The 24,791-nt window shown below is 39.5% G+C and carries 16 protein-coding genes; 9 read left to right on the top strand and 7 right to left on the bottom strand.

Annotated elements, in window-relative coordinates; genetic code table 11:
* Nucleotides 1-394 precede the first annotated feature (394 nt).
* The gene (locus Q0064_RS00985) at nt 395-1,117 is read right to left on the bottom strand and encodes a DUF3667 domain-containing protein (RefSeq protein ID WP_298142935.1); all 723 of its coding nucleotides are present in this window, start codon (nt 1,115-1,117) and stop codon (nt 395-397) included.
* A 207-nt stretch (nt 1,118-1,324) separates the two neighbouring features.
* Nucleotides 1,325-3,667 (bottom strand): TonB-dependent receptor, encoded by a 2,343-nt coding sequence (locus Q0064_RS00980; protein ID WP_298142932.1) that lies wholly within the window; start codon nt 3,665-3,667, stop codon nt 1,325-1,327.
* A gap of 110 nt (nt 3,668-3,777) precedes the next feature.
* Here Q0064_RS00980 and Q0064_RS00975 point away from each other — a divergent pair, with 110 nt between their 5' ends.
* Both Q0064_RS00975 and rpe read left to right on the top strand, forming a co-directional pair.
* Nucleotides 3,778-4,461 (top strand): winged helix DNA-binding protein, encoded by a 684-nt coding sequence (locus Q0064_RS00975; protein ID WP_298142929.1) that lies wholly within the window; start codon nt 3,778-3,780, stop codon nt 4,459-4,461.
* 405 nt (nt 4,462-4,866) lie between these two features.
* Complete coding sequence (gene rpe / locus Q0064_RS00970) at nt 4,867-5,517, top strand: ribulose-phosphate 3-epimerase (RefSeq protein ID WP_298142926.1); 651 nt, start codon at nt 4,867-4,869, stop codon at nt 5,515-5,517.
* Between the two features lie 8 nt (nt 5,518-5,525).
* Here the strand turns inward: rpe and Q0064_RS00965 are convergent, their stop codons facing one another.
* Nucleotides 5,526-6,512 carry an NAD(P)H-dependent glycerol-3-phosphate dehydrogenase gene (locus Q0064_RS00965; protein ID WP_298142923.1) on the bottom strand — a complete coding sequence of 329 codons (987 nt, stop codon included), beginning with the start codon at nt 6,510-6,512 and terminating at the stop codon, nt 5,526-5,528.
* Between the two features lie 349 nt (nt 6,513-6,861).
* Here Q0064_RS00965 and Q0064_RS00960 point away from each other — a divergent pair, with 349 nt between their 5' ends.
* Nucleotides 6,862-8,109 carry a DUF5103 domain-containing protein gene (locus Q0064_RS00960; protein ID WP_094485186.1) on the top strand — a complete coding sequence of 416 codons (1,248 nt, stop codon included), beginning with the start codon at nt 6,862-6,864 and terminating at the stop codon, nt 8,107-8,109.
* A 65-nt stretch (nt 8,110-8,174) separates the two neighbouring features.
* Nucleotides 8,175-8,561, top strand: coding sequence for a Co2+/Mg2+ efflux protein ApaG (gene apaG / locus Q0064_RS00955; protein WP_094485187.1), 387 nt, complete (start codon nt 8,175-8,177; stop codon nt 8,559-8,561).
* Nucleotides 8,562-8,584: 23 nt separating this feature from the next.
* Here apaG and pdeM read toward each other — a convergent pair whose 3' ends face one another.
* From pdeM to Q0064_RS00935, 4 genes are read right to left on the bottom strand one after another with little or no spacing between them, the layout of a single operon-like run.
* Nucleotides 8,585-9,244, bottom strand: a complete 660-nt coding sequence (pdeM, locus tag Q0064_RS00950; RefSeq protein WP_298142913.1) for a ligase-associated DNA damage response endonuclease PdeM — start codon at nt 9,242-9,244, stop codon at nt 8,585-8,587.
* A gap of 49 nt (nt 9,245-9,293) precedes the next feature.
* A complete protein-coding gene (locus tag Q0064_RS00945; protein WP_298142910.1) occupies nt 9,294-11,750 on the bottom strand; it encodes a ligase-associated DNA damage response DEXH box helicase in 2,457 nt (818 codons plus the stop codon).
* On the bottom strand, nt 11,747-13,348 hold the full coding sequence (locus Q0064_RS00940; protein ID WP_298142908.1) for an ATP-dependent DNA ligase: 1,602 nt from the start codon (nt 13,346-13,348) through the stop codon (nt 11,747-11,749). Before Q0064_RS00940 ends, Q0064_RS00945 begins: the two co-directional genes overlap by 4 nt.
* Nucleotides 13,345-14,379: a ligase-associated DNA damage response exonuclease gene (locus Q0064_RS00935; RefSeq protein ID WP_298142905.1), complete on the bottom strand. Its 1,035-nt coding sequence runs from the start codon at nt 14,377-14,379 to the stop codon at nt 13,345-13,347. Before Q0064_RS00935 ends, Q0064_RS00940 begins: the two co-directional genes overlap by 4 nt.
* Nucleotides 14,380-14,647: 268 nt before the next feature.
* On the opposite strand from Q0064_RS00935, the gene Q0064_RS00930 reads away from it, so the two are divergent.
* Genes Q0064_RS00930 through Q0064_RS00910 form a run of 5 tightly spaced genes read left to right on the top strand, consistent with a single transcriptional unit; the run spans nt 14,648 to nt 24,670 of the window.
* Nucleotides 14,648-14,926: a helix-turn-helix transcriptional regulator gene (locus Q0064_RS00930; protein WP_298142902.1), complete on the top strand. Its 279-nt coding sequence runs from the start codon at nt 14,648-14,650 to the stop codon at nt 14,924-14,926.
* On the top strand, nt 14,923-18,240 hold the full coding sequence (locus Q0064_RS00925) for a helicase-related protein (protein WP_298142899.1): 3,318 nt from the start codon (nt 14,923-14,925) through the stop codon (nt 18,238-18,240). Before Q0064_RS00930 ends, Q0064_RS00925 begins: the two co-directional genes overlap by 4 nt.
* A 3-nt stretch (nt 18,241-18,243) precedes the next feature.
* On the top strand, nt 18,244-19,374 hold the full coding sequence (locus Q0064_RS00920; RefSeq protein WP_298142897.1) for a PDDEXK nuclease domain-containing protein: 1,131 nt from the start codon (nt 18,244-18,246) through the stop codon (nt 19,372-19,374).
* Nucleotides 19,367-22,708: a TaqI-like C-terminal specificity domain-containing protein gene (locus Q0064_RS00915; protein ID WP_298142894.1), complete on the top strand. Its 3,342-nt coding sequence runs from the start codon at nt 19,367-19,369 to the stop codon at nt 22,706-22,708. Before Q0064_RS00920 ends, Q0064_RS00915 begins: the two co-directional genes overlap by 8 nt.
* Before the next feature lie 3 nt (nt 22,709-22,711).
* A complete protein-coding gene (locus Q0064_RS00910) occupies nt 22,712-24,670 on the top strand; it encodes a hypothetical protein (RefSeq protein ID WP_298142892.1) in 1,959 nt (652 codons plus the stop codon).
* Nucleotides 24,671-24,791 lie beyond the last annotated feature (121 nt).

The following is a 24,791-nucleotide window of genomic DNA, read 5'->3' as shown; positions in this document are numbered from 1 at the left end:
GTCGTGTCCCTGGTTCTTCCGATAGCTATCGGAACTGGAGGTACCACATCCGACCCTTGATTTCTTAATGATTTCAAGGGTTTTTTGTTTTTAGTCGTGTCCCTGGTTCTTCCGATAGCTATCGGAACTGGAGGTACCACATCCGACCCTTGATTTCTTAATGATTTCAAGGGTTTTTTGTTTTTGAACTAAGCAACGTGCTTATTTCGAATTAGTTGAATTTAGATTACCAAATATGAGTTGTCATTCGTATTCTACAACCTAGTAATAAAATAATTGTCGCAAACCTATAAACTTACTATTAAAAACGTTTCAAAATCTCTAGACTTATATCGAAAAACAACGACCCTTCCTCGCTTTCAAAAAAGCAGTTTCAATTAAGCTAAAAACCCACCTACTTAAACAAACCGACAACAAAGTCGATAGTAATTCCAACACCGATTACCAACAAAAACTGCGTGATGCCTCCCAAAAAATACACCAAAAGCGATTTGCCATAATTTAGTGCTTTTGCCCGATTAAAGAACTGCGCCAAGACAATTACAGGATACAGTATCGTAGTTCCTAAAAGTAAAATATTGGTAATGCTTTGGTTTAAAAAGCTGGTAAACGGAAGGATTACTCCAACCAACAACATGCCCTGCGCCGAAACAAAACACATCAACGTCATGATTTCAAAAATGTTGTAGCCGTATTTTCTGAAAAACAATCGGGCCCAGCTGGCAATAAAAAAGCTCTTCACGATAAAATCGTAGCCAAAGTTTTTTTGAAACCACGATTGGATCGCATAAACCGTAGTGCCATAGAAGTATGAATCGGTTGGCGGAGTTGTTGCTGCGGGCTTAAAATTGTTGTAGATAATCGTGTAAATAACCGCCGAGAAAATCAAAAACCCAATCGGTTTCATGTGTTGGTCGCGGCGTTCGTTAATAAACGTTCGAATACTGGCAGCCGGACGAATGCAAAACTCCTTTACATTGAAAAAAAATCCCTTATCCAAATGCCACAAATGAAGTAATTCGTGCGAAATGTAATGGCTGTCGATCCGTTTTATTTGGCAGTTTGTAACATTCTTATTAGCAGATTCGTTAATCAACTCACTTTTGCTATTTGTCATAATACTCGTTTTGTTCATGCTCGTTTCTAGTAGCAAAGTAATGAAAAACCGACTTTAAACACACTGCCGAAAAGTAAATCAAAAAACATCAAGGCTACAAAAATAGAATATGCAAAAAAGCCTTGCAACAAAATGAAGCAAGGCTAATCATAAGTTAAATCAAAAAGGGCGTAAGTTCAATGTAAGAATTGAACTCATTCTAAAACCTTAGAAATCTAGCACCAAACCTACTGTAGGAATAATGGTATTATTGGAATTATCCACTTGTATCAATTGTCGCGGCGAAACTACCGCATCGTTTTCGTCGCGAAGTAATCCAAATTGTGGTATTTGTGGTATACGCTGCGCTAGTAAATTCTCAAAATCAACAAACACGTCTAGTGCAACTTTCTTGAAATTCCATTTTTTATCAACTCGAACATCCAACTGATTGAAAACACCTAGCTTTCTTGTTCCTAATGCATTGTAATCCAAGATTATTTCAGGATATGCAGCGAGAGTTTGTTGCTGATCAACGGGAACATACGGAGTTCTTCCCGCAAATCGATTTCGTAAACTAACCTCCCAATTCTTTTTAAACTTGTACCCTGCTGTTAACGAAAATAGGTGTCGGCTATCCCAAACCGATGGTAAATACTGATTGGCAACACCCGAAAACTCACTGTAAAAAAAGGTGTATGAAGCAATAGCAAAGAAATTCTTCACAAACTTTTGCTGAAACATGACCTCCGCTCCATAAGTTCTGCCGCGGCCATTCGTAGCAATAGCCTCATTACCTAAGACTTCAAAACCGCCGCCTTTGTTGGCTAACGAAACGCCATCTTCTAAAGAAACCGGATAATCGCGGTACTTTTTATAGAATCCTTCCACAGTTAGTTTTGATGCTTCTCCAATTGCTTTTTCAAATCCGGCAACGTAATGCGTACTATTTGTATAATTTCCGTTTTTATTTGCCAGTTCACCATTTTGGTCTCTAAATCCAAGTATGGTATACGGTAAAATCTTGTAATAACTGCCTACACTGGCGTTGAACCGATAGCCTTGACCTAACTTAACCGATAAAGCAACACGCGGCGAGAACGTTTCGAGTAAACTCACACGATCCAAAAATGTATCATCATCGAAGCGAAACCCAGCCGAAAAATCAACACGATCGTCAAAAAAGCTGCTGCTAGCGTTGGCAAAAAAACCGTATTTAAAAAAATCGATACTTGTTGAATACGTTCCCGTATTGGAATCGATAGTATTATTGTTATAGCTGGAAAACTGTCCGTTAAAACCTGTAGTTACTTTCACTTTGTCAAAATAGTACGTGAATTCCTGACGCATTTTGGTTTCAATTTCCTCAGCCTCGTTGCTAAAGATAATTCCCTCACGGTTAACAGTATCTTCGTAATTCACAAACGAGTTTTTAAAGTAATTGTTTGAAATTGTAGTTTGCGCATTTCCTAAATTGTTTTTGAACCGTCGCTTCCACGTTAAACCGATCGCATTAGAACGCTGTTCGATATACGGCGACTGTTCCAAAACTGCGCGCTCACTTGGCGTCAAATCGTTTGAAGCCTCTAGCGAAAACTCGTCGATCGAACCAACACCAATCAAAGAAATATCATTGTATGCATCAATTTTATGATTGATTTTGTATTGGTAATCCCAGTAATTTGGTCGTATCGGTAATCCGATAAACTCAAACAAAAATTGCAGATAACTTCGTCGAACCGAAGCGAGGAATGTCGTATTGCTTTTCTCCTTATTACCTTTAAATAATGGCCCTTCAAAAGTTGCTGCGGCCTCTGAAGCACTTAATCGAAAGTTGGTTTTGTACGAAGTAGCACTGCCCGTGCGTTGCTTAAACTGCAACACTCCGGATAACGGATTGTCATATTGGGAACCAAACGCCGATGTGCTTAACGTAACATCATCAATAAAGGAAACGTTTAAAATGCCGACCGGGCCTCCCGAACTTCCCTGTGTACTAAAATGATTGATAGTAGGAATCTCCATGCCGTCTAAATAATAAACGGTTTCGTTAGGAGCACCACCCCGAATAATTAAGTCGTTTCTAAAACCTCCCGGCGAAGGAGAGATGCCGGGTAACGATTGCGCCACGCGAACCACATCGTTATTCGAACCTGGATAATTGGCAATTTCAACAGCTGAAAGCGATTGTATAGATAACGGCGTTTCTTTACTGCGCTTTAACTTACTGCGCTTAATTACAACCTCGGTTAATTCTTGAGCCGACTCTACCAAATTAATAGTTAATTCGGCATTTCCCGCCGATTTAACAATCACATTAAACACAGTCTGCGTCTCATATCCGTCGAAACTTACCGTTAAATTATAGGTTTTAGGAACTACCTGCTCAAATTTGAATACACCATTCTCATCTGTAGTAGTAACGTACTCGGTACCCTCCAACAATACGGTGGCTCCCAATAACGGACTCTCAGCCTTGCCTTTTACAATTCCCGTAAGCACTACTCCCTGCTGCGCAACAACAGCCTGCAAAGAAAACAATGCAAAAAGAACCCAAATAGTTTTTTTCATTTTGTATGTTTTTGTATTATTTTTGCGCAAATTTAATTCAAAAATGTATTATTTTAATATTTTAAGTTTTTTTTAGCGCTACTTGAATCACAGTGTTTAATTTTGAGGATATGAATTCTAAGGATTTACTGCACACCATCATAAACGATTTCTACGATTTTAATTCGCATGAATCGGAGTCTGATCAAGCTTCCATGCAGAAGTTCGTAGCGTTTTTAAATGCGAAATACGACACGGAGAAAATTGAAGTACGACCGCTTACCGACGCCGATACAGAAATCGACTTACTAGTACTTGAAAACGAAAACGAAGACAAGCGCGACGTACTGCTACTCTTTATTTACTTGTTTAAATACGCCAGAAACTACATTAAAATGGCTTTGGCCGAATCGGAAATTCATACCGCAGATGAATTTGCCTTTGTAATTTCAGTTTTGATGACTCCTGAATTAACTAAAACTGATTTATTTCAAAGAAACATTGTTGAAAAAACTAGCGGAACGGAAATCCTTAAACGCTTAGTTAAAAAAGGTTTAATTCACGAGTATAAATCCGATAAAAACAAAAAAAATATCTACCTGAAAATCACGCCTGAAGGCGAGGGGGTAATTACTCGTGTATTACCTAAAATGCAGGAGGTTACCGAAATTGTTTCTGGAAATTTAAGCGCGTTTGAAATTAAAAATCTACTTAAATCTCTAGCCAAACTCGAAGCCTTACACAACGATATTTACAACCAGCACAAAGACCGGGATTTGACGCAAATACTGGAGTTCATCAAGCAAGCGAAATAGTTTTTCTTTCTTCTTTGGGCAACTGCTGCCTCTGTTCCGCCGGCAGCACCTGGCTGTTCCTGCAATCTTTTAACCTGAGTTCGATTTAAAAATTACAGTCAGAAAACAGATAAATGGTTGACCACAAGGCAGAATTGTTTTGAGATACTATAGTATCGCAAAAAATTCTAACGAAGTAGGCGACCGTTTATCTGTTTAGCGTCTGGGTCGTTCATTCATAAGGATACCAGTTTTTTCATTTTAATTATTTTCAGCGTTCTGACAAAGATTTTTAATCGAACTCAGGTTTTTACTGCTCGCGCCCTCGCAGTAAAAGGATTTCCGTGCCATCCCTGTTGTACCTAACCCAACCCACAATACGTGTTTTTAAAACTTTCCGCTACCTTTGCCGCAAACAACACAACTATGCCTATTATCGCACCTTCTGTACTTGCAGCCGATTTTGCTAATCTGCAACGCGACGTCGATCGCATCAACGAAAGTCAAGCCGATTGGTTTCACATCGATATCATGGACGGGGTTTTTGTACCCAACATTTCGTTTGGTATGCCCGTGCTCGAAGCCATTCAAAAGCACGCAAAAAAACCGCTCGACGTGCATTTAATGATCGTCGATCCCGATCGATATACCGAAACTTTTGCCAAATTGGGTGCCAATACATTAACGGTGCATTACGAAGCGTGCACGCACTTACATCGCAGCTTGCAACACATAAAAAGTAACGGCATGCGCGCAGGAGTTGCTTTAAATCCGCACACACCGGTACATTTGCTTTCCGACATCATTCGCGAAATTGATTTGGTGTGTTTAATGAGCGTAAATCCGGGTTTTGGCGGACAACAATTTATTGAACACACCTACGAAAAAGTACGTGCCCTTAAAAAACTGATCGTTGAAACGGGAGCAAAAACCCAAATTGAAATAGACGGTGGTGTAAACAGCGGAAACGCAACGGCCTTAGTACAGGCAGGCGCCGATGTTTTAGTAGCAGGTAATTTTGTATTTAAAGCCGAAAACCCGTTACAAGTGATTGCCGACTTAAAAACGGCACACTAACGATTGTATTAATCGAGTTTTTCGGTAAGTTTTTTAAAGACTTTTCGCGCTTCTTTACCTTCATATAAAATGCTGTAAACCGCGTCGATTATAGGAGTTTTGGCGCCGTATTCTTCGTTGAGCTTGTACGCACTTTTTACCGCGTAGTAGCCTTCGGCAACCATACTCATTTCCATCATGGCGCTTTTTACGGTATAGCCTTTACCAATCATGTTTCCGAACATGCGGTTTCGCGAAAAAACCGAATAACCGGTTACCAACAAATCGCCGAGATACGCGCTGTTGTTGATGTTTCGTTTCATTTTGTGCACTTTGCGAATAAATTTCTTCATTTCGCGAATGGCGTTACTCATTAAAACCGACTGGAAATTGTCGCCGTAACCCAAACCGTGCGCAATACCTGCGGCAATGGCGTAAATGTTTTTGAGCATGGCGGCATATTCGGTACCGATAATATCGTCACTGATTTTTGCTTTGATGTAATTTCCGGAAAGCGCCTGTGCTACGACCTTTGCTTTTTTTGCGTCGGCGCAGGCAATAGTTAGGTACGATAAACGCTCGAGCGCTACTTCTTCGGCGTGACACGGCCCAGTGATTACGCCAATATTTTCGTATGGAATTTGATAAACTTCGTGAAAATGCTCGCCAACAATTAAACTGGTTTCGGGCACGATACCTTTGATCGCAGAGAAAATGACTTTATCTTGAAGGGAAACTTCGAGTTTCGCAAGTTCGTTATTAAGAAACGCCGACGGAATAGCAAAAATGATGATTTCGGCATTTGCGATGGCGTAATTGATATCGGTTGTAAGATCGAGTTTTTCGATTTGAAACGTTACCGAACTTAGGTAGTTTGGGTTGTGATGCTGCGTTTGCAGGTGTTCGATGGCTGCTTCGTTTCGCATATACCAAATTATGCGCGATTCGTTTACGCAAAGCATTTTGGCAATGGCTGTGGCCCAGCTTCCGCCGCCGATAACTGCAAATTTAGTCATTTACTACGCTTTTGTGTTTAGCGTGGCAAATGTAAGCAGCTGATTTTGATATTTGAAAGCAAATTGCAGCGAATTCGATTTCGTAACTTTTGGAAATGGTTTTTCTTTGGCACAAATCTTGGGTTTAGTTGGCCGCGCGAAGGATAGAGCGGATTACCCCGCAGCCACAAAAAGCGCGCACAAGCGGTTTTTGTGGCGAGGCGTATAAGCGAAAGCCTGACGGCGCAGAAAAACCCTGTACTACCATTCGAATTACAGCGAAATTTCGGGTTTTACTGTGCCGGCGCGCCCAAAAAACAACTAAAAATTCGTGTACAATCGTTATCTTTACCTCACTTAACTTTCTACCATGCGTGCAATTTTTCTCGGATTGTGGTTTCTTTTAAATGTATATTCAGGTTTTTCGCAGCTTCAAAAAGAAGTTGAACCGCCTTTTCACATAAAAACGGCTGCATTTTTTCAGGACGGAAAAATGGTGTTGCCAATGTTTCAACTAAACGACAATTTTCATTTTGAGTTTGATGATTTGCATGGCGACGAAGCCGATTATTATTTTGAAATTGTGCATTGCGATTACGATTGGAAAAAATCGGAATTGGCAAAAGCCGAATACTTAAACGGCGTGGATGGGCAGCGCATTCAGGATTATTTGACTTCGTTTAACACCGTGCAATTGTATTGCCATTACCGCATGCCTTTTCCGAACCGTTTCATGAGTTTTCGCGTAAGTGGCAACTACATTATTCAGATTTTGAACTCGGATCGCGAAGTGGTTTTTTCGCGCAAGTTTGTGATCTATGAAGATCGTGTTTCGGTTCCGATGGTTATTAAACGTCCGCGTACATTAAAAGATATTGAATACAAACAAAACGTAGAATTTTCGATTAAATCGCAAGATATTTTGTTTCAAGCGCCCTTACAAAACGTAAAAGTTTGGTTGCTGAAAAACGGCGATTTTAAAACAGGAATTACCAATATTAAACCACAATATACCATTGGCAACGATTTGATTTACCGGTACGACAAGGAAACGCAATTTTGGGGCGGCAACGAATACCGATTCTTTGAAAACAAGGACATTCGGGCAGCGAACAATTTTATTGCAAAGATTGAAAGTAAAGAAACTTACATTGCGTATTTATATCCAGACAACGCACGCGCCAACCAGCCTTACACCTACGCACCCGATGTAAACGGTATTTATCAAGTACAAAACTTAAACTCGCAAAACAACGCTGTAGAAGCCGACTACGCTTGGGTGTATTTTAGATTGGTTGCGCCAACCTACATGGGCAACGACGGCGTGTATATTAACGGAATGTTTAACAACTGGTCGTTAGCACCCGAATTTAAAATGGATTACAATACCGAAGGTGGCTATTTTGAAAAAGCGTTGATTTTAAAACAAGGATTTACGAACTACCAATATGTTATTGCCTCAGAAAACGGGAAAATTGATTACGAAAATGCGCCCGACGGCAACTTTTATCAAACGGAAAACAACTATTTTGCTTTGGTGTATTACCGAGAAAACGGTCAGCGATACGATCGTATTATTGGAAAAGGCAGTGCTAGTTCGATTGATATCAGCAACTAACAAAGATTTAAACTTGCTTCGTTCGAAAATTTGCTAACTTTGAAGTGTGAAACTGGTTGAGCGCTATGGTTACTCAAATAACACAAGGGATAAAAATTTCGGTTAGAACTTCTTTTGAAGGAACTTACTACAAAAACGGTAGGTTGCACTACGCATTTTGTTATGAAATTTCGATAGAAAATCACAGTAAAGACAGCGTACAATTGATGTCGAGACACTGGGACATTTTCGATGCGCTTCAAAACATGGAAACCGTGGATGGCGAAGGTGTGATCGGTAAAAAACCTGTTTTAAAACCCGGCGAGCGTTACAGCTATACTTCAGGCTGTTTATTGGCTTCGCCATTTGGAGCTATGCGCGGCTATTTCAACATGATTAATTTTACAACGACCCGCAATTTCCGGGTAATTGTGCCGAGCTTTAAACTAAGCGCCGATTTCGCCTTGAATTAATTTCAGCGCTCTTTATTTGTATTTCAAACTTGGTTCTGAAAATATGCACTTACGTCGAGAACTTCGCGTTGGGCAATAGCGAACACCTTATCCGTTGCGGTTGGTTCGAGTATGTACTTTCCGGTAAAAACGCCAAAGGCAGGTAAAATTAGTTGGTTTTGAGATTGAAAAAAACAAGGCAATCGCAAGGATTGTCGGCCAGCACCACGCAACAAAACGCCGGGATGTATGTGTCCGCAGATGTTTAGCTTCGAATCGGTTTCGGTAGGATGATGCGTGAGTAACAATTCGTTGGTTTCGATTTCGGAAACTACTTCAATACCCAACTTTTTGTAATGTGATTCTGAAATAATATCGTGATTTCCGGCGACCAATACGTGCTTTTGTTCTGCATTTCTTTCGATAAACGCCGAAAACGCTCGCCAATCGTTGTTGGTTTTGGAGTGAAATAAATCGCCGAGATAAATTACTGATTTCGGATTGAAAAATGAGAGCACTTCTTCTAACAACTCGAAGTTTACCAAACCTGCCGCTGCCGGAACGGCTAATCCGTTTTTGCGAAAATGCGCCACTTTACCGAGGTGCACATCGGCAATTAATAAGCAGTTTCCATTTTTCCAGAAAGCGGCTCCGGAGTAATGCAAAACGAATTCGAGCTGATTGTATTTGAGTAGCGTTGTCACAGATAAATTCCGATGCAAGGTAATTCAAGTATAGGAAACGAGCCGACAATTACTTCATAAAACTGGCGGTCATTTTCGCGATTCGGTCGGCAAGCGTTTCGCTGCTGAGTTTCTCTCGAAGTCGGTCGGTGATAATTGGAAACGAAAACGGCGTGGGTTTCGAACATTCTTTGATGACGATATTTTGTTGGTTAATACGTTCCAAGGCAAGAATCACACGTCCTTCTTCTAACTGATGCTCGAAGGTTTCGCTAATGGCTTGTTGCAGCAATAAATTATCGGGTTCGTAATCGCGAAATACTTCGAAGAACAGCTGCGAACTTCCTTGTAAATGTTTGGTTTTAATTAATTTACCGGGATAACCCGTAAAAACCAATCCGCTTATTACGGCTATATCTCTAAATTTTCGTTTGGCCATCTCGGTGGCATTTAAACTGCTTTGCAAGTCTTGATGCACGTATGAAGCTGAAAACAAGTTGTTGTCGATTACCGATTCTAAATCGATGGGTTGATCGGAAAGCAACTCGAAACCATAATCGTTGTAAGCCAGCGAAAAGCTAATAGGCGTAAGTAAACTAATTCGGTAAGCGAGTAAGCTTGCCAGCGCTTCGTGCACAAACCGACCTTCAAACGGATAAAATAAGCTGTGATACCCTTCGCGTGTTTTGAATGTTTCGATAAGAAATTCGTTGCTCGACGGCACGATTGATTCGCGTCTTTGACGGGTAAAAACGGGTTCCATTGCCGCGAGTTCGACGGATAAATCTGAAGTATTTGCACGATAGAGTTCTTCGCGCAGGAGTTGCGACATTTGTGCGGAAAACGACAAGCGACCACCGAGCCAGCTGGCCAGTTTTGCTTTTCCGCTTCCGGTTGCGTTGCGCACCAAAACCTGCATGTTTTTAATTTGATAGAGTTCTAATCGGCGTCCGCCAAACTGAAAAATATCACCGGGTTTTAATCGTGAAATGAAGTATTCCTCAATGGAACCGATATAACCGCCGCCAAGAAATTTGACTTGCAGCGATACGTCGCCAACGATCGTGCCAATTTGCATGCGATGGTGCATGGCAATTTTGCGGCTGTTGACTTTGAATTTACCGTCGGCTTCGATTTCTACTTTTTTGAATTCGTCGTATGCTTGCAAGCTTTGTCCGCCTTTGGTTATGAAATTTAAAATCCAGCGCCATTCCTCGTCGGTCATCGCTTGAAAACAGAATGTATTTTGAACTTCTTGTCGAATTTCGTTCGGGTAAAAACCATCGGAAACGGCTAGTGTTGTAAGGTATTGTACTAGAACGTCGAAGCTGTTTAGATAGGGAATGCGATCTTCGACCAAGGTGTGTTTTACAGCTTTTTGAAGTGCCGACGCTTCGATGAGTTCCATGGCATGCGTTGCCAAGAAGTAAATCACCGATTTCTTTCCCGGTTGGTGACCGCTGCGTCCGGCACGTTGCATGAATCGCGCAACGCCTTTCGGACCGCCGATTTGAATAATGGTTTCAACTGGCGCAAAGTCGACACCTAAATCTAAACTCGACGTACACACTACTACTTTGAGTTGCTCGTCGCGAATAGCCTGTTCGACCCAAAGTCGGGTTTCTTTTGCGATACTGCCGTGGTGCATGGCAATTTCACCGGCAAATTCCGGATACTTATCGAGTAATTGCTGAAACCAAATTTCGCAAGCCGATCGAACATTGGTAAAAATTAGTGTGGTTTTGCTTCGCTTTACGATGGCAGCTACTTCGTCGAGCAGGTGTAAACCCATGTGCCCGCGCCACGGATAGGCATCCATGGTTTCGGGAAGTATCGCGTGTACTTCAATTTGCTTTTGAATATTGGCTTGCACGAGTACAGCCTTTTCGTTTGTTTTCGAATCTAAACCTAATAAAACTTCACGTGCTTGTTCGAGATTTCCGATGGTTGCCGAAATGCCCCAAATACGCAAATTAGGTGCAATGGTTTTCATCCGCGACAGCGCAAGTTCCATTTGTACGCCGCGTTTCGTACCCAGAAGTTCGTGCCACTCGTCGATTACAATGGCTTGACATTGCGACAAACGTTGTGCGTAATCTTTTGAAGCGAGCATCAGTTGCAAGCTTTCTGGCGTTGTGATGAGCAAATCGGGAAGCTGTTTTTGCTGTTTTCTACGTTCGGCTTCTGCGGTGTCGCCGGTTCGAATGCCAACGGTTAAGTCGAGCTGAAATCCTTCGATAACGCGTTCGGCAGCCTGTTTTATCTCTACCGAAAGGGCGCGTAAAGGTGTAATCCAAATAGCTTTAATTCCGGTTTTCGCTTTCGCGGAACGAGATCGCTCCCGAATTTGTTCAAGGACAATCGGTATCCACAAAGCATACGTTTTCCCGCTGCCGGTGGGTGCATTCAGCAAACCGTTTTTGCCTGCGAGGTAGTGTTCCCAAGTTTCTTTCTGAAACGGAAACACCTGCCACTGCTGACTTTGAAACCACGAATCGGCTCGCGCAAATAGTTCTTCGTTTGTCATTTCGGAATCAAGCTTTTTAAATCGTCGAGTGTGTTAGCTTCGTCGATTTTTTTATCGGTTCGCCAACGTAAGATACGTGGAAAACGGGTTGCTATTCCCGATTTATGCCGTTTGCTAAGTGCTATTCCTTCAAAACCGATTTCAAAAACCAGCTCAGGTTTTACGCTGCGCACCGGACCAAATCGTTCTAGTGTATTTTTCTTAATCCAATCGTCGACTTGCCGAAATTCGGCATCGGTTAATCCGCTATATGCTTTTGCAAAGGTAACGAGTTGTTTTTCGCCGTTTTCTTGTTCTTCCCAAAGTGCAAAGGTGTAATCGGTAAACAAGTTGGCACGCCGCCCCGAGCCGCGCATGGCGTAAGTTAGCACGGCGTCTATGGATAAAGGCTCGATTTTCCATTTCCACCAATCGCCTTTTTTACGACCTACTTGATACGAGCTGTCGAGTTTTTTCAGCATCAGACCTTCGGAACGCATTTCCCGAGCTCGATTTCGTTCGGCTTCGACGGCTTCCCAAGAATCCAAAACCAAAAACTCCGATTCGAGTATGGGAGCAGCTTCCGGAAGTTGGTTTAAAACAACTTTTAGTAATCGGCGTCGTTCGCTGTAAGGAAATTGTCGGATGTCGTTGCCTTCAAATTCTAATAAATCGTATGCTTTTATTCGAATTGGAACTTTTCGAAGCAAATCGGCACTAACGGTTTTTCTTCCGATGCGTGTTTGTAAATCGTTAAACGTGCCGATGTTGTTGTCGATCCACGGTAAAATCTCGCCGTCGATTACGGTTCCGTCGGGAAGCAGCTGGGTTAACACTTGCAATTCCGGATATTTATCGGTTACGAGTTCTTCCCCACGACTCCACACGTAGAGTTGTTTGTTTCGAACAATGGTTTGCGAGCGGATTCCGTCCCATTTGTGTTCGATGGCAAATTCGTTGGCATTCCCGAGTTCTTGTGGTTCGCCTTCTACAGGATATGCGAGGAAGAACGGAAAGGGTTTGCTTTCGAAATCGGTGCTGCGTTCGGCGAGAATTAAATCTTCGAAAGTGGTTTTTGCCGGTTTCCAATCGCCCATCAATTTGTAAGCAAGTACATCTTCATCGACGCCGGTAGCATTGGCCAAGGCGCGTGTCATTAGCTTTTGGCTTACGCCGATTCGGAAACTGCCGGTGATGAGTTTGGTGAACACAAAGCGTTCGTAATAGTTGAGTTGCAGCCAATTTTCGTGCAGGTATTCGCGTTTTTCGGTATCGGATTTGGCTTTAAGCGCAATCATTTCTTCCAAAAAGCGACTCAAGGATTTTTCAGACGATTGTTGGGTGGGTGGAAGAATGAGCGCGATGGTTTCGGCCAAGTCGCCCACAATATGATAACTTTCTTCGAAGAGCCACAGCGGTATTCCTGCGAGTTCGTTAGCCCAAACGCGCAAGAGTGTTGTATTTACGGGCCGCGGTGGCCTGCGGTGGGAAAGAATGGCAATGGTCCAAACTTTGTCGGCATCGTTGGCTTTTTTGAAGTAGTTGGTTAATGCGGCTACTTTTACATTGGTTTTGTTCGAGCTGTCGAGTGCTCGTATGAGTTCGGCGAAGTCTTTCATACGGCATCTTCTGGTTTTTCTTCGCCGTTAAGTTCGGCCATTTCGCCTTCGTATTGGGTTTGCTCGGTTCGGGCGTCGTAACCCAGCGTTCGGAGGTAGCGCGAAAAAATATCGGCATACCCGTGGGTACAAATTACTTTTTCGGCTCCGGTTGCGGTTATGGCTGAAAGTAGTCCATTCCAATCGCAGTGATCGCTTAGCACAAAACCTTTATCGATGGCTCGTCGGCGGCGTGCCCCGCGAAAGGTCATCCAACCGCTGGCAGTTCCGGTTACGTAGGGCGTCATTTTTTTTAGCCATACGCTGCCGTGCGCCGAAGGTGGTGCTAAGACCATTTGTCCGATGAGATCTTCTTTTTTCACGGCTTTGGTTAAGGGAATGGTTTCAGGCATTTGAGCGAACTCGCGCAGCACTTGCGTCATATTTTCAACGGCGCCGTGGGTGTAGATGCGGCCGATGGATGGATCGAGAAATTTCAAAATGCGTTGTGCCTTACCGAGACTGTAGCCAAAGAGCACGGAAGTTTGTTTCTCGGCCTGATTTTCGGCCCACCAGGTATTGATGTCGTACATTACTTGTTGTTGTGGAATCCAGTTGAAGGCGGGCAATCCGAAGGTACATTCGGTGATAAAGGTGTGGCATTTTACGGGTTCGAAAGGTGTGGAAAGTAGGTCGTTTTCGGTTTTATAATCGCCGGTAAAGACCCAGACTTCGCCTTGATATTCGACACGTACTTGCGAGGATCCGATAATGTGTCCGGCGGGATGAAGTGAAAAAGTTACGCCGTTTATGGTAAAGGTTTCATTCCAGGCTACTCCGGTTGCGTTGATCTCGCCCAAACGGTGCTTTATGATGGGCACATTGGTGTGATGGGTAATGTAGTGTTTGTGTCCCCAGCGCGAGTGATCGGAATGTCCGTGTGTGATTATAGCACGATCTACGGCGCGCCACGGATCTAGGTACACATCGGCTTGTGCGCAATAGATTCCTTTATCGTTGAAAGCCAGTAGCGGTGTTTGAAGTTTTCGCATTTTTAAAAATACGCTTATCGCGAAAAGCAGTAAACTATTTTGAGATTGCTTTAACGTTTGATTAGGGGAGGGAGGTGGGAAATAAGTACTTGTTACGTGGTAGGAATTTGATATTTTTGAAATTGAAACAAAGCACTAACTAATTCTCAGCTTAAATTAAACAGCTCGAAGAAAATTCGCGAAGTATTCGAACGTTTTGTATTTTCAGGTTTATAAGACTAGAAATAAGTTTTACTTTTGAAAAAACCGTCCAAACAAACACTACAAGATGAATTCTTTTGGAGAATATTTAAGAAATAAGCGGGAGCAGCAAGGGCTGCCACTTAGAAAAGTTGCTGCCGAACTTGACATAGACACATCTATCCTAAGTAAAATTGAGAGAAATGAGCGGATGGCGACAAAAGAAATGTTGCCGATTTTTGCTAAGACTTTGGAAATAGAGGGAAGAGATATACAAATTGAATTTATTCGTGCGACCGTTTTAAGTACACTCGGCGACTTGGAATTTTTGGCTGAAGGACTAAAAAACGTATTGAAGAAGATATGAGTACACAGTTTTTTACAAATCGAGACAGCAATAATCTGTTAACAAAATTCCAAGGAGTTCTTGAACACATTCCAAATCTTCATTCATTTGATGCTTTGGTGGGTTATTTCCGATCGACAGGCTATTTTAAATTAAGGCCGTTTCTTGAAAATATTCAGCATATAAGAATTTTGGTTGGTATAAACGTAGACCAATTGGCGGCTCAATATACCGCTGTAGGACAACAATATTTAAAAGACCCCATTGAAACGAAAGAAGCTTTTCTAGAACGGCTGAGAACCGATATTGAAGAAGCGGAATACAATAAGGATATTGAAAAAGGTATATTTCTTTTTATTGAAGATATAGTTACAGGCAAAATTCAAATAAAAGCGCATCCTGAAAAAAATCTACATGCAAAAATTTACATTTTCAAACCTCAAAACTTCAATCCTAATTCAACGGGTACTGTTATAACTGGCTCTTCAAACTTTACCGATAATGGACTCGGAACAGCTGAAAAGTCAAATTATGAATTTAATGTCGAACTGCGAAGATTCGATGACATTAAGTTTGCGTCTGATGAATTTGAGGATTTGTGGCTTGAAGCAATTGATATTTTACCCATTGACGTACAAGGACTTAAAAAAGTAACTTATTTAAACGATGAGTTTACCCCTTTTGAATTGTATATCAAATTATTGATCGAATATTTTGGTCAGAGAATTGACTACGATCCTGCAAACGTTGATTTATTATTACCCGACAACTACAAACGTCTAACTTATCAAGCAGAAGCAGCAATTGAAGGCTACGAAAAACTAACAAAGTACAATGGGGTATTTCTTGCCGACGTAGTAGGTCTGGGAAAAACCATTATTGCCTCGATCATAGCTAAAAAATTTGTTTTTGAAAATGGGTATCATTCTAAAATACTAATTGTTTATCCACCTGCATTGGAGGCGAACTGGAGAAAGACAATTAAAGATTTTCACATTTGGAACAATTGTTCTTTCATTTCAACTGGAAGCCTACACAAGGTAATCGACAATGAAATACTAGATTACCCTAATGCAGACGAATTTGACTTAATCATTATTGACGAAGCGCATAAATTTAGGAACGACACTTCACAAATGTACGAGAAGTTGCAAACTATCACAAAAACCGACAGACGTATTCCGGGTGTGGATGGTGATGTAAAAAAGAAAGTGATGTTGCTAACTGCAACACCTCTTAACAACCATCCAGCGGATATTGAAAATCAAGTCTATTTATTCCAAGACAAACGAAATTCAAATCTACCAGCGGTTAAAGACTTGCAACAATTCTTCACACCCCTAAAAGAAGAATACGATAAACTCAAAAAAGATGAAGTATTAAACGTAAGAAAGGTCAAAGCAATTTTTGACAAGATTCGAGATAAAGTTGTTGAGCCTTTGGTTATCAGAAGAACTAGAACAGATATTCTCAACAATCCTGAGTATCTAAAAGACATCAAAGATCAAGGCATTGAATTTCCTGAAATCAATCCGCCGAATGAAGTGAATTATGAGTTTGACAACAACCTTTCGCAACTTTTTGATAAAACTATAACTCTCTTAACTGGATTAGACGAAAACGGCAAAGAGGTCGGTGGTTTGGGGTACTATAGGTATAGAGCCATTGAGTACTTGTTAAACGAAGAGGATAGAAAACGATATGGTGATGTAGTGTCTATCTCAGGTCGACTTTCTGCCATTATGAAAACTTTGCTAGTGAAAAGACTGGAAAGCAGTTTCCACGCTTTTAAAATGTCATTAGGCCGTTTGTTAAAAAACACAGACCATATGATTAAGATGTTTGAAGATGACAAAGTTTACGTGGCTCCTGATATTGATGTTAATAAATATTTAGATGAAGGTGATGAAGAAGGCTTAGAGGCTAAAATCAATTCCAAAGGTGGTAACAATCAAATTTATCAATCTAAAGACTTTAAAGAAACTTTTATTCCCTTGCTTAAACTAGATCATAAAATGGTTGCTGATCTAGTCGATGCTTGGAAGGAAATAAACTACGATCCTAAACTAGATAAGTTCTTGGTTGAATTGCAAAAAACCTTTTTAAAGAACACCGCAAACCATTCGGGTAAATTGGTGATTTTCACAGAGTCTAAAGAAACAATGGATTACATTGAAAAAGCTACCAATCAAGCAGGTTTTACTAAAACAATAGGAATTAGCGCCAACAACAGAAAAGAAAAAGAGAAGACAATTCGTCTAAATTTTGATGCTAACCAAGATAAGGCTGATTGGCAAAATGATTTAGATTTTATTTTTACTACAGAAGTATTAGCTGAGGGTATTAACCTGCATCGTTCTAACGTTATTATCAATTATGATGTGCCTTGGAACTCGACTCGATTAATGCAAAGAATTGGGCGTGTTAATCGTATTGGAACGGAAGCAAAGGAAATCAATGTGTTCAATTTCTACCCTTCTGACAAATCAGAGAACCAGATAAAATTAACACAAACGGCTATTAAAAAATTGCAAGCGTTTCATTCAGCCTTTGGAGAAGATTCTCAAATCTACTCGCAATTAGAAGAAGTAGGTGAAGCAGGTTTGTACGGTTCAAAACTAAAAGAGGAAATCAATGAAACTTTACTTTTTCTTCAAGAGCTAAGAAGTTTCAAAAAAGACCATAAAAAGTATTTCGAAGCCATCGCCAAGATACCGCAAAAGGCACGATTAGCTAGAAATGCTGAAAATGTAAGAATACATCCCGTTACCAAATGCTCAGTAACCTATTTGAAAAGCGAAGGGCATCCCGGAGTGTTTTACAAAATAGATGAAACTGGAATTGTACACGAACTGAACTTTGTAGAAGCAGCTAAAATATTTAAAGCTACTGACAAAGAAGTGTCGTTAAAGCCCCTGCCAGAATATCATCACGAGCAGGTAAATAAAGCAACAGAGCATTTCAAAACAGTAGTTAAGGTGTCAGAAAACCAAAAAGTAATCAAATCACAATTATCGGCTATTGAAAAACGCGTTTTGAATGTTTTACCAACGTATGCTGCACAAGTGAAAGACGCTTTTTACAAAAAAATTTTATTAAGAACCATTGATGAGTTGTATAAAGGTTCACATAGAAAACTACCAAATAATATTGATGCATTTATCCGGAAAGCCAAACAAGAAAAAATAAACAATTTGGAAATATGGGTAGACAAACTGTACAAAGAAGTATTAGCAGAATATAAATTTAGTGACACTCAATTTGACAGCAACAACTCAAAGGCGAAAAAGATTTTTGCAAAACCTCAAATCGTAATTTCAGAGTCGTTTGTTTAGCCTATGAAATACTTATCCCAACTCATATCCACCATTAATGATGTTCACATTGAACTTCAAGCCTCTGCTGCCAATGCCGTAAATAAAGCATTGACCGTTAGAAACTGGCTAATTGGTTATTACATAGTAGAATATGAGCAGAATGGCGAAGATAGAGCGGAGTATGGTGCCAATTTGTTGAATGTCCTAGCCTCTAAAATTTCAATTAAAGGACTCACTAGTCCAGAATTATCGAGATGCAGACAATTTTATCAAACCTATTCATACTTTCTTGGGACACTGTCCCAAGATTTAATAAAAACCACCCACATTAATCTTCTTGGGACGATGTCCCAAGAATTAATAAGTGTAGAAACAGATAACTTTTCAATTCGGGGTCCACTGCTCCCCGAATTGACGGTACCGCCAAAAGTTCTACTTTCAAAGTTATCTTATTCGCATTTAATTGAACTCTTAAAAGTTTCTGAACCCCTAAAACGAACCTTCTACGAAATCGAGTGTATCAAAGGAACTTGGAGCGTTAGAGAATTAAAAAGACAAATTGCCAGTTTATATTTTGAACGAAGCGGCCTGTCTCAAAACCCAGAAAAACTGGCGGAGTTGGTTCAACAAAAAACAAAACCTCAACAGCCCAGAGACATCATTAAAAATATATACGCTTTTGAATTCTTAGATATTGGTATAAATTCTATCGTGGAAGAATCTGATTTAGAAACAGCACTCTTAAATAATCTCCAACAGTTTATTATTGAACTTGGCAATGGCTTTTGTCTTGAGGCTCGGCAAAAACGTATTTTAATTGGCGAAACGTATTATTTTATTGATTTGGTTTTCTATCATCGAATTTTAAAATGTCACGTTTTAGTTGATCTTAAAATTGGGGCATTCGATCATGGCGATATTGGTCAGTTAAATACCTATCTGAATTTCTTTAAAGCAGAAATAACGGAAACAAACGATAATGCTCCTGTAGGGATATTACTAGTAGCCGAAAAAGACCACGCTTTAGTAAAATACGCCACTGCTGGAATGGATGAAAACCTCTTTGTACAACAATATTTAGTGAAATTGCCAAGCCAGGAACAATTGGTAAACCACCTTGAAACCGAATTGAAACATTTCAGAAATGAATAAAGATACTTTAATACAACTCTTCAAAGCACCTTATAATCGCGACGCTTTTATAAACAGCGGCCTATTGCCAACATTTCAGGGAAAAGTAGCCAATCTAAAAGTTTTTGATGAACAAGGAGTTCAGAAAAAGGAATTAACCGCATCAGAACAGCAATTCGCCGTTTCGGTTGTGAAATACGGTGAATTTCAAACCTTAGATGCACTTTCGAGAACGGTAGAGCTCTTTGAAGTGATTGTTAACGACGACAAGCAAATCGAAAGAAACCGCGTTGGTTTGGGCGCGTTGATAAAAAAGCACATCATCGGTAACAATGCTGTTCTGGTAAATTTTGCCTATCAAAATCCTGAAAAAAGAAGTTGGCGATTTTCATTCATTGCACGCGACGGCGTGTTTCAAGATGGCGAAATGCAAATTACTGATACACACCCGAAACGTTACACCTATGTTTTTGGTGAAGCAGACGAAACCTACAAAACAGCACTCGACCGATTTTTTATTCTAGGCAATGAATTAGAAATTACCATCAACAAAATCAAAGATGCTTTTGGCGTGGAAGCAATGTCTAAAGCCTTTTTCGACGAATACCGCGATGTGCATTACGCCGGTTTTGTAGATTATTTGATGCGTTCCAATTTCAAAAAAGCGGCGTTCGATGGAAACGATAAAGATGTGCGGGATTTTGTAAAAAAATTATTGGGACGCATTGTGTTTTTGTACTTTCTCCAAAAGAAAGGTTGGTTGGGAGCGAAAGATACTTCGTACAAAAACGGTGACAAGAACTTTATGACCAATTTCTTTAAAAAAGCTGGAGCCAACGATGCTTTTTATGCCAATTGGTTGTCTAAACTGTTTTTTGACGCTTTGAATAACGAAAGACCGAATGACGATTTCACCATGCCTGATGGCGAAATCGTAAAAATCCCCTACTTGAACGGCGGTTTGTTTGAAAATGAATCTGCCAAATACGATTTCTTGACCTTCCCTGCCGATTTATTTACCAACTTATTTGCGTTTTTCGACCAGTACAATTTCACCATTTTTGAAGACAGCCCCGAAGAACATACCGTAGCGGTTGACCCCGAAATGCTGGGACATATTTTTGAAAACTTGCTCGAAGACAACAAAGATAAAGGCGCATTTTACACGCCCAAAGAAATTGTACATTACATGACGCAGGAATCTTTGATTGAATACTTACACACCCAAATTCCAGCTGCTAACCGCAACGATATAGAGCACTTTGTAAAAAACAAAATTCCAACAGAGCATAGCAAACTCAGCAAAGAGCATAAAAAATTGATTGATGATAAACTCGATACCGTAAAAATTTGCGATCCAGCTATTGGCTCAGGCGCTTTTCCGATGGGTTTACTGCAGGAGATTTTTGGATTAAAAGAACGCATTGCTTACGACTTAGGGTACAAAGTTTGGAGCCCAGCTACAGTGAAAGAAAATATCATCCAAAAATCGATTTATGGTGTAGATATTGAGCGCGGTGCAGTAGATATAGCCCGTTTGCGTTTTTGGCTATCGCTCATTGTTGATGAAGAAATGCCCAAAGCTTTACCCAATCTCGATTACAAAATTGTGGTGGGTAATAGTTTAGTGAGCAAGTTCGATGATACTGTAATAGAAGTAGATTGGGATAGAAAAGGTAGCGTGGGTGAAGCCGATAAACACATTCAAGGCGTGCAAACAGCATTAAAAGGTATCTCAGAAAAGCAAAAGCAATTTTTTGAAAGCAAAAGCAACAAACAAAAAGCCAAACTCAAAGCCGAAATAAGAGACTTGAAGTTAGATGTTTTAATCAACCAACTTTCGTTTAACAAAACCTTCTACCTTAATAAAAACCAAAAAGTAACCGATATGGGGTTTGGCTTAAAAGCCACCGACCATAAAAAGAATTTGGAAATAGATTTACAAGTAGCCGAGTTTAATCAAACTCTTACCAAACTCCAAAAATTAAAAGAAAACCCCGATCAAGACTTTAATCACTTCGACTGGAAATTGGATTTCCCTGAGGTATTGAATCCTTTGGTTAATGAAGAAACAGGGTTTGATATTGTGATTGGGAATCCGCCATATGTTTCAGCTGTTACAATGAGAAGAACAGATGAAGAAAAGCAAGTTTTTAAAAATAAATATCCCGAAATTTCAGGTTCTTATGACCTTTATATTTTATTCCTTCTATTAGTTAGAAATATTTCTAGAAAACAAGGTTTTTATTCTTGGATTATTCCCAACAAGGTTCTTATTTCAGATTATGCTAAGCAAACTTTGAATTTCCTTAAAGAAAACGGTTTGATTGCATCATTAAATGTTTCAAAGTTTAATGTTTTTAGGGGTGTTGGAGTTTATCCAATTATATTAAAAGGTTTAAATTTTTCAGATAAAAAGGATTTTGAGGAGTTATTTGTTGATGAATACACAGACTTAGCTAAAGGTAAATTCAAAAAAGTTCAAGAACTTCCAAACTATTCAACAATAAAGAGTGAAGGTTTAAAAATAAATTCTGGGACAACAGGTTTTGAGGCTCAAAAAATCAAGAATTTAGTTTCTGAAAAATACGATAGTTTGAAAATTCCATTTACAGTAAGTGGAAATATTGACAGGTACGTTTATAACAACGAGAATGTACAATTTATGAAGAATAGGTATCCATTTGCATTTATACAAAAAGTGGATGAGATCGCTGATTCAAAGTGGAAATTTTGGTCAAAACCAAAAATTGTAATTGCTGGTATGACAAAAGTAATTGAAGCAGTTTATGTTCCTGAACCATTAGCATTAGGTGTTGGTGTTTATGGAATATATGATTTCAATGGTTTAGACCCTTATGCACTAACCGCAATTTTGAATAGCAAATACCTTTCTTTTTATTTTAAACTAAAATTCAAAGACAAGCATTTAGCTGGGGGGTATTTGGCAATTAACAAGTCCACAATTGAAGAGTTTCCATTAGTTAAACCAACTAAAAGTCTAGAAAATATTTTAAAATGCATTTCTATTATTGTGCATTTCATCACTCAAAAATCATCAAATATTAACTCAGAAGTTCCAAACCAGTACCTAACCGAAGCCTTTGAAGAAGTCATAGATGCGTTGGTTTTTGAGCTGTATTTCCCAGCAGAATTTGCAGAAAAAGGCATTGAAATAGAAAAATATGCACAGAATATTTTTCAACCTATTGATGGCTTGGACGAAGAAGAGAAAATCAAGGCTATCAAAGAAGTTTATCTAACCCTTCGAGAAAAAGACAATCCGCTTCGCAATCAAATCAAGTTAATGAAGATAGAGCTGAAAGAATTGTTGTTACCCATTTTAAGTGTTTAAGTTATGCAAAAGATTAAATCCATAACGCTGCGTAATTTCAAATACTTTTTTGGAAAAGAAACGGAGCAAGCACAAAACAAGATAGAATTAGACAAGCAAAATCTTCTATTGTACGGTGAAAATGGAAGTGGCAAAAGCTCTATTTACTGGGCTTTATACACTTTTCTACAAAGTGCCATAAAAGACCAACGTTCAAAAATTGAAAAATACTTTGACCCTACAAACGACCAAAACTTGCGAAATCGCTTTGCCCAGCCCGATGATGAATCGGGTATTATAGTAGAGTTTTCTGCACCGTCAGGAGGAACAATAAAAGAACTAAAGCGTAATACAGATAGAACATACAGCATTAACACATATCAAGACACTTTCACCGAAAGAGCATTAATTGGTAGTGACTTTATCAATTACAAGTTTCTATCAAAAATCTACGATTTCCGCAATAGCGAGCCAATAGATTTGTTTGAAATGTTTGAGAGAGACATTTTGATGTTCATAGATTTTGAAGAAGCCTACAAGGAACACGATGGTACACTCTCTACAAAAACGTATGCCAGTGATTGGTGGAAGTTTATTTGCGAAGGTCATAAAAAGCTGCCTAAAAACACAAACAAGGTAGCAGAACGTACCCATGAATATATCCAATTTCAAAATGAAACAATTCCAAAGTTTGTGGGATTGCTAAAAAGCTTTTTGATTGACATTACTAAGGGGGCTAATGATTTGTTGGAAAAGGAATTCAAAGAGGTTTTTAGAATAAAATTTGATACGGACAGTATCGAATGTATATTCAATAAACGCATTGATGGAAAAAATAAACAAAAGGACGGCAAGCTTCACAAGCCAAAAATTCCCCTTCAAGTAATTTTCAATCACGGAAGTCTTACAGAACCAAATAAGGCCATAATAAAACCTCACACTTTTTTAAACGAAGCTCGTTTGACAGCTATTGCTCTGGCTATTCGTTTATCCATCTTAGACCGAAGACCTACAATTCCAAATTCTGCAAGAATCCTTGTTTTAGACGACTTGCTTTTAAGTTTGGATATGAGCCATAGAGACAAAGTATTGGATATTTTGTTAAGTGATAGTTTTATCAACACTTATCAAATTCTAATTCTTACACACGACCGTGCCTTTTACAATATGTGCAAGAATAGAATCCAAGACCGTTTTGAAACAGGCTGGATTTTTAAGGAAATGTATCAGCACCAAACAGAAACAGGAATTCCTTGCCCTTTTATTCCTGAGCAAAGCAATTATTTGGACTTAGCCAAAAAGTACCTGAAAGAGTTTGATTATCCTGCCAGTGCCAATTATTTAAGAAAAGAAACTGAGCGCGTTTTTAAGTATTTGTTACCAAGAAATCTTTGTTTGCACTTCAAAGAAGATAAAGGAATGGTTACTTTGCAATTAGACAATCTTATTTCTAATTTTTTAAAGTATTTCAAAGAACTAGGTGGCAACATAGAGCCGTTTAAAAAGCTTAAAGAACATAAAGATTTACTCTTAAATCCGCTTTCTCACGACAACACTGAATCACCAATTTACAGACGAGAACTTGACAACATTATTGAGATTCTGGAAAAGTTGAATCAATTGAAAGTTCACACGATTGGAATGGATGATGATGCAGACCAAAACATATTTGAACTTCACGAAACAGACACCACAGGAGATAATTGGGTCATTGAATTTACCTTAAAAGAGATTTACAGAGGTATTAGAGACCTAAACGGAAATTGGTGTTTATCAAATCCAAACTGCCATTTCTTAACAAAACAGAATACGACACAAAATACAGCAAAAGTTTCACTTGGAACTCCAGTAAAACTTGGACAAGGTTATGGGAATATCAGACACAGTTTAAAAATAAAGACTCATGCGGATGACAACATCAAAGACTTGAAAGAAATAATTTTTAAGGATGGTCAAAAACTAGTGCAAATCTTAAATGGATAAAATTGTAATAAGGAGTCAGTTTATTCTCTGGCGCTAGCTTTCTAACATTTTGCCTCTGTTTTTTTCATTTGTTGAGGTCGTATTATACCTTTGCAGCACATTCACGAAAACGTTTTCAAAA

The sequence above is a fragment of the Flavobacterium sp. genome (genome assembly GCF_027490375.1).
GTDB lineage: Bacteria > Bacteroidota > Bacteroidia > Flavobacteriales > Flavobacteriaceae > Flavobacterium.
This window is presented reverse-complemented; position numbering and strand designations above follow the sequence as displayed.

What these genes read in the sequence shown, in the direction of transcription:
- Q0064_RS00945 (WP_298142910.1), bottom strand. Translation starts at nt 11,750, where the DNA reads ATGACAAACGAAGAACTATTTGCGCGAGCCGATTCGTGGTTTCAAAGT.
- Q0064_RS00910 (WP_298142892.1), top strand. Translation starts at nt 22,712, where the DNA reads ATGCAAAAGATTAAATCCATAACGCTGCGTAATTTCAAATACTTTTTT.
- Q0064_RS00975 (WP_298142929.1), top strand. Translation starts at nt 3,778, where the DNA reads ATGAATTCTAAGGATTTACTGCACACCATCATAAACGATTTCTACGAT.
- Q0064_RS00930 (WP_298142902.1), top strand. Translation starts at nt 14,648, where the DNA reads ATGAATTCTTTTGGAGAATATTTAAGAAATAAGCGGGAGCAGCAAGGG.
- Q0064_RS00985 (WP_298142935.1), bottom strand. Translation starts at nt 1,117, where the DNA reads ATGACAAATAGCAAAAGTGAGTTGATTAACGAATCTGCTAATAAGAAT.
- apaG (WP_094485187.1), top strand. Translation starts at nt 8,175, where the DNA reads ATGGTTACTCAAATAACACAAGGGATAAAAATTTCGGTTAGAACTTCT.
- Q0064_RS00920 (WP_298142897.1), top strand. Translation starts at nt 18,244, where the DNA reads ATGAAATACTTATCCCAACTCATATCCACCATTAATGATGTTCACATT.
- Q0064_RS00925 (WP_298142899.1), top strand. Translation starts at nt 14,923, where the DNA reads ATGAGTACACAGTTTTTTACAAATCGAGACAGCAATAATCTGTTAACA.
- Q0064_RS00980 (WP_298142932.1), bottom strand. Translation starts at nt 3,667, where the DNA reads ATGAAAAAAACTATTTGGGTTCTTTTTGCATTGTTTTCTTTGCAGGCT.
- rpe (WP_298142926.1), top strand. Translation starts at nt 4,867, where the DNA reads ATGCCTATTATCGCACCTTCTGTACTTGCAGCCGATTTTGCTAATCTG.
- Q0064_RS00960 (WP_094485186.1), top strand. Translation starts at nt 6,862, where the DNA reads ATGCGTGCAATTTTTCTCGGATTGTGGTTTCTTTTAAATGTATATTCA.
- Q0064_RS00965 (WP_298142923.1), bottom strand. Translation starts at nt 6,512, where the DNA reads ATGACTAAATTTGCAGTTATCGGCGGCGGAAGCTGGGCCACAGCCATT.
- Q0064_RS00940 (WP_298142908.1), bottom strand. Translation starts at nt 13,348, where the DNA reads ATGAAAGACTTCGCCGAACTCATACGAGCACTCGACAGCTCGAACAAA.
- Q0064_RS00935 (WP_298142905.1), bottom strand. Translation starts at nt 14,379, where the DNA reads ATGCGAAAACTTCAAACACCGCTACTGGCTTTCAACGATAAAGGAATC.
- Q0064_RS00915 (WP_298142894.1), top strand. Translation starts at nt 19,367, where the DNA reads ATGAATAAAGATACTTTAATACAACTCTTCAAAGCACCTTATAATCGC.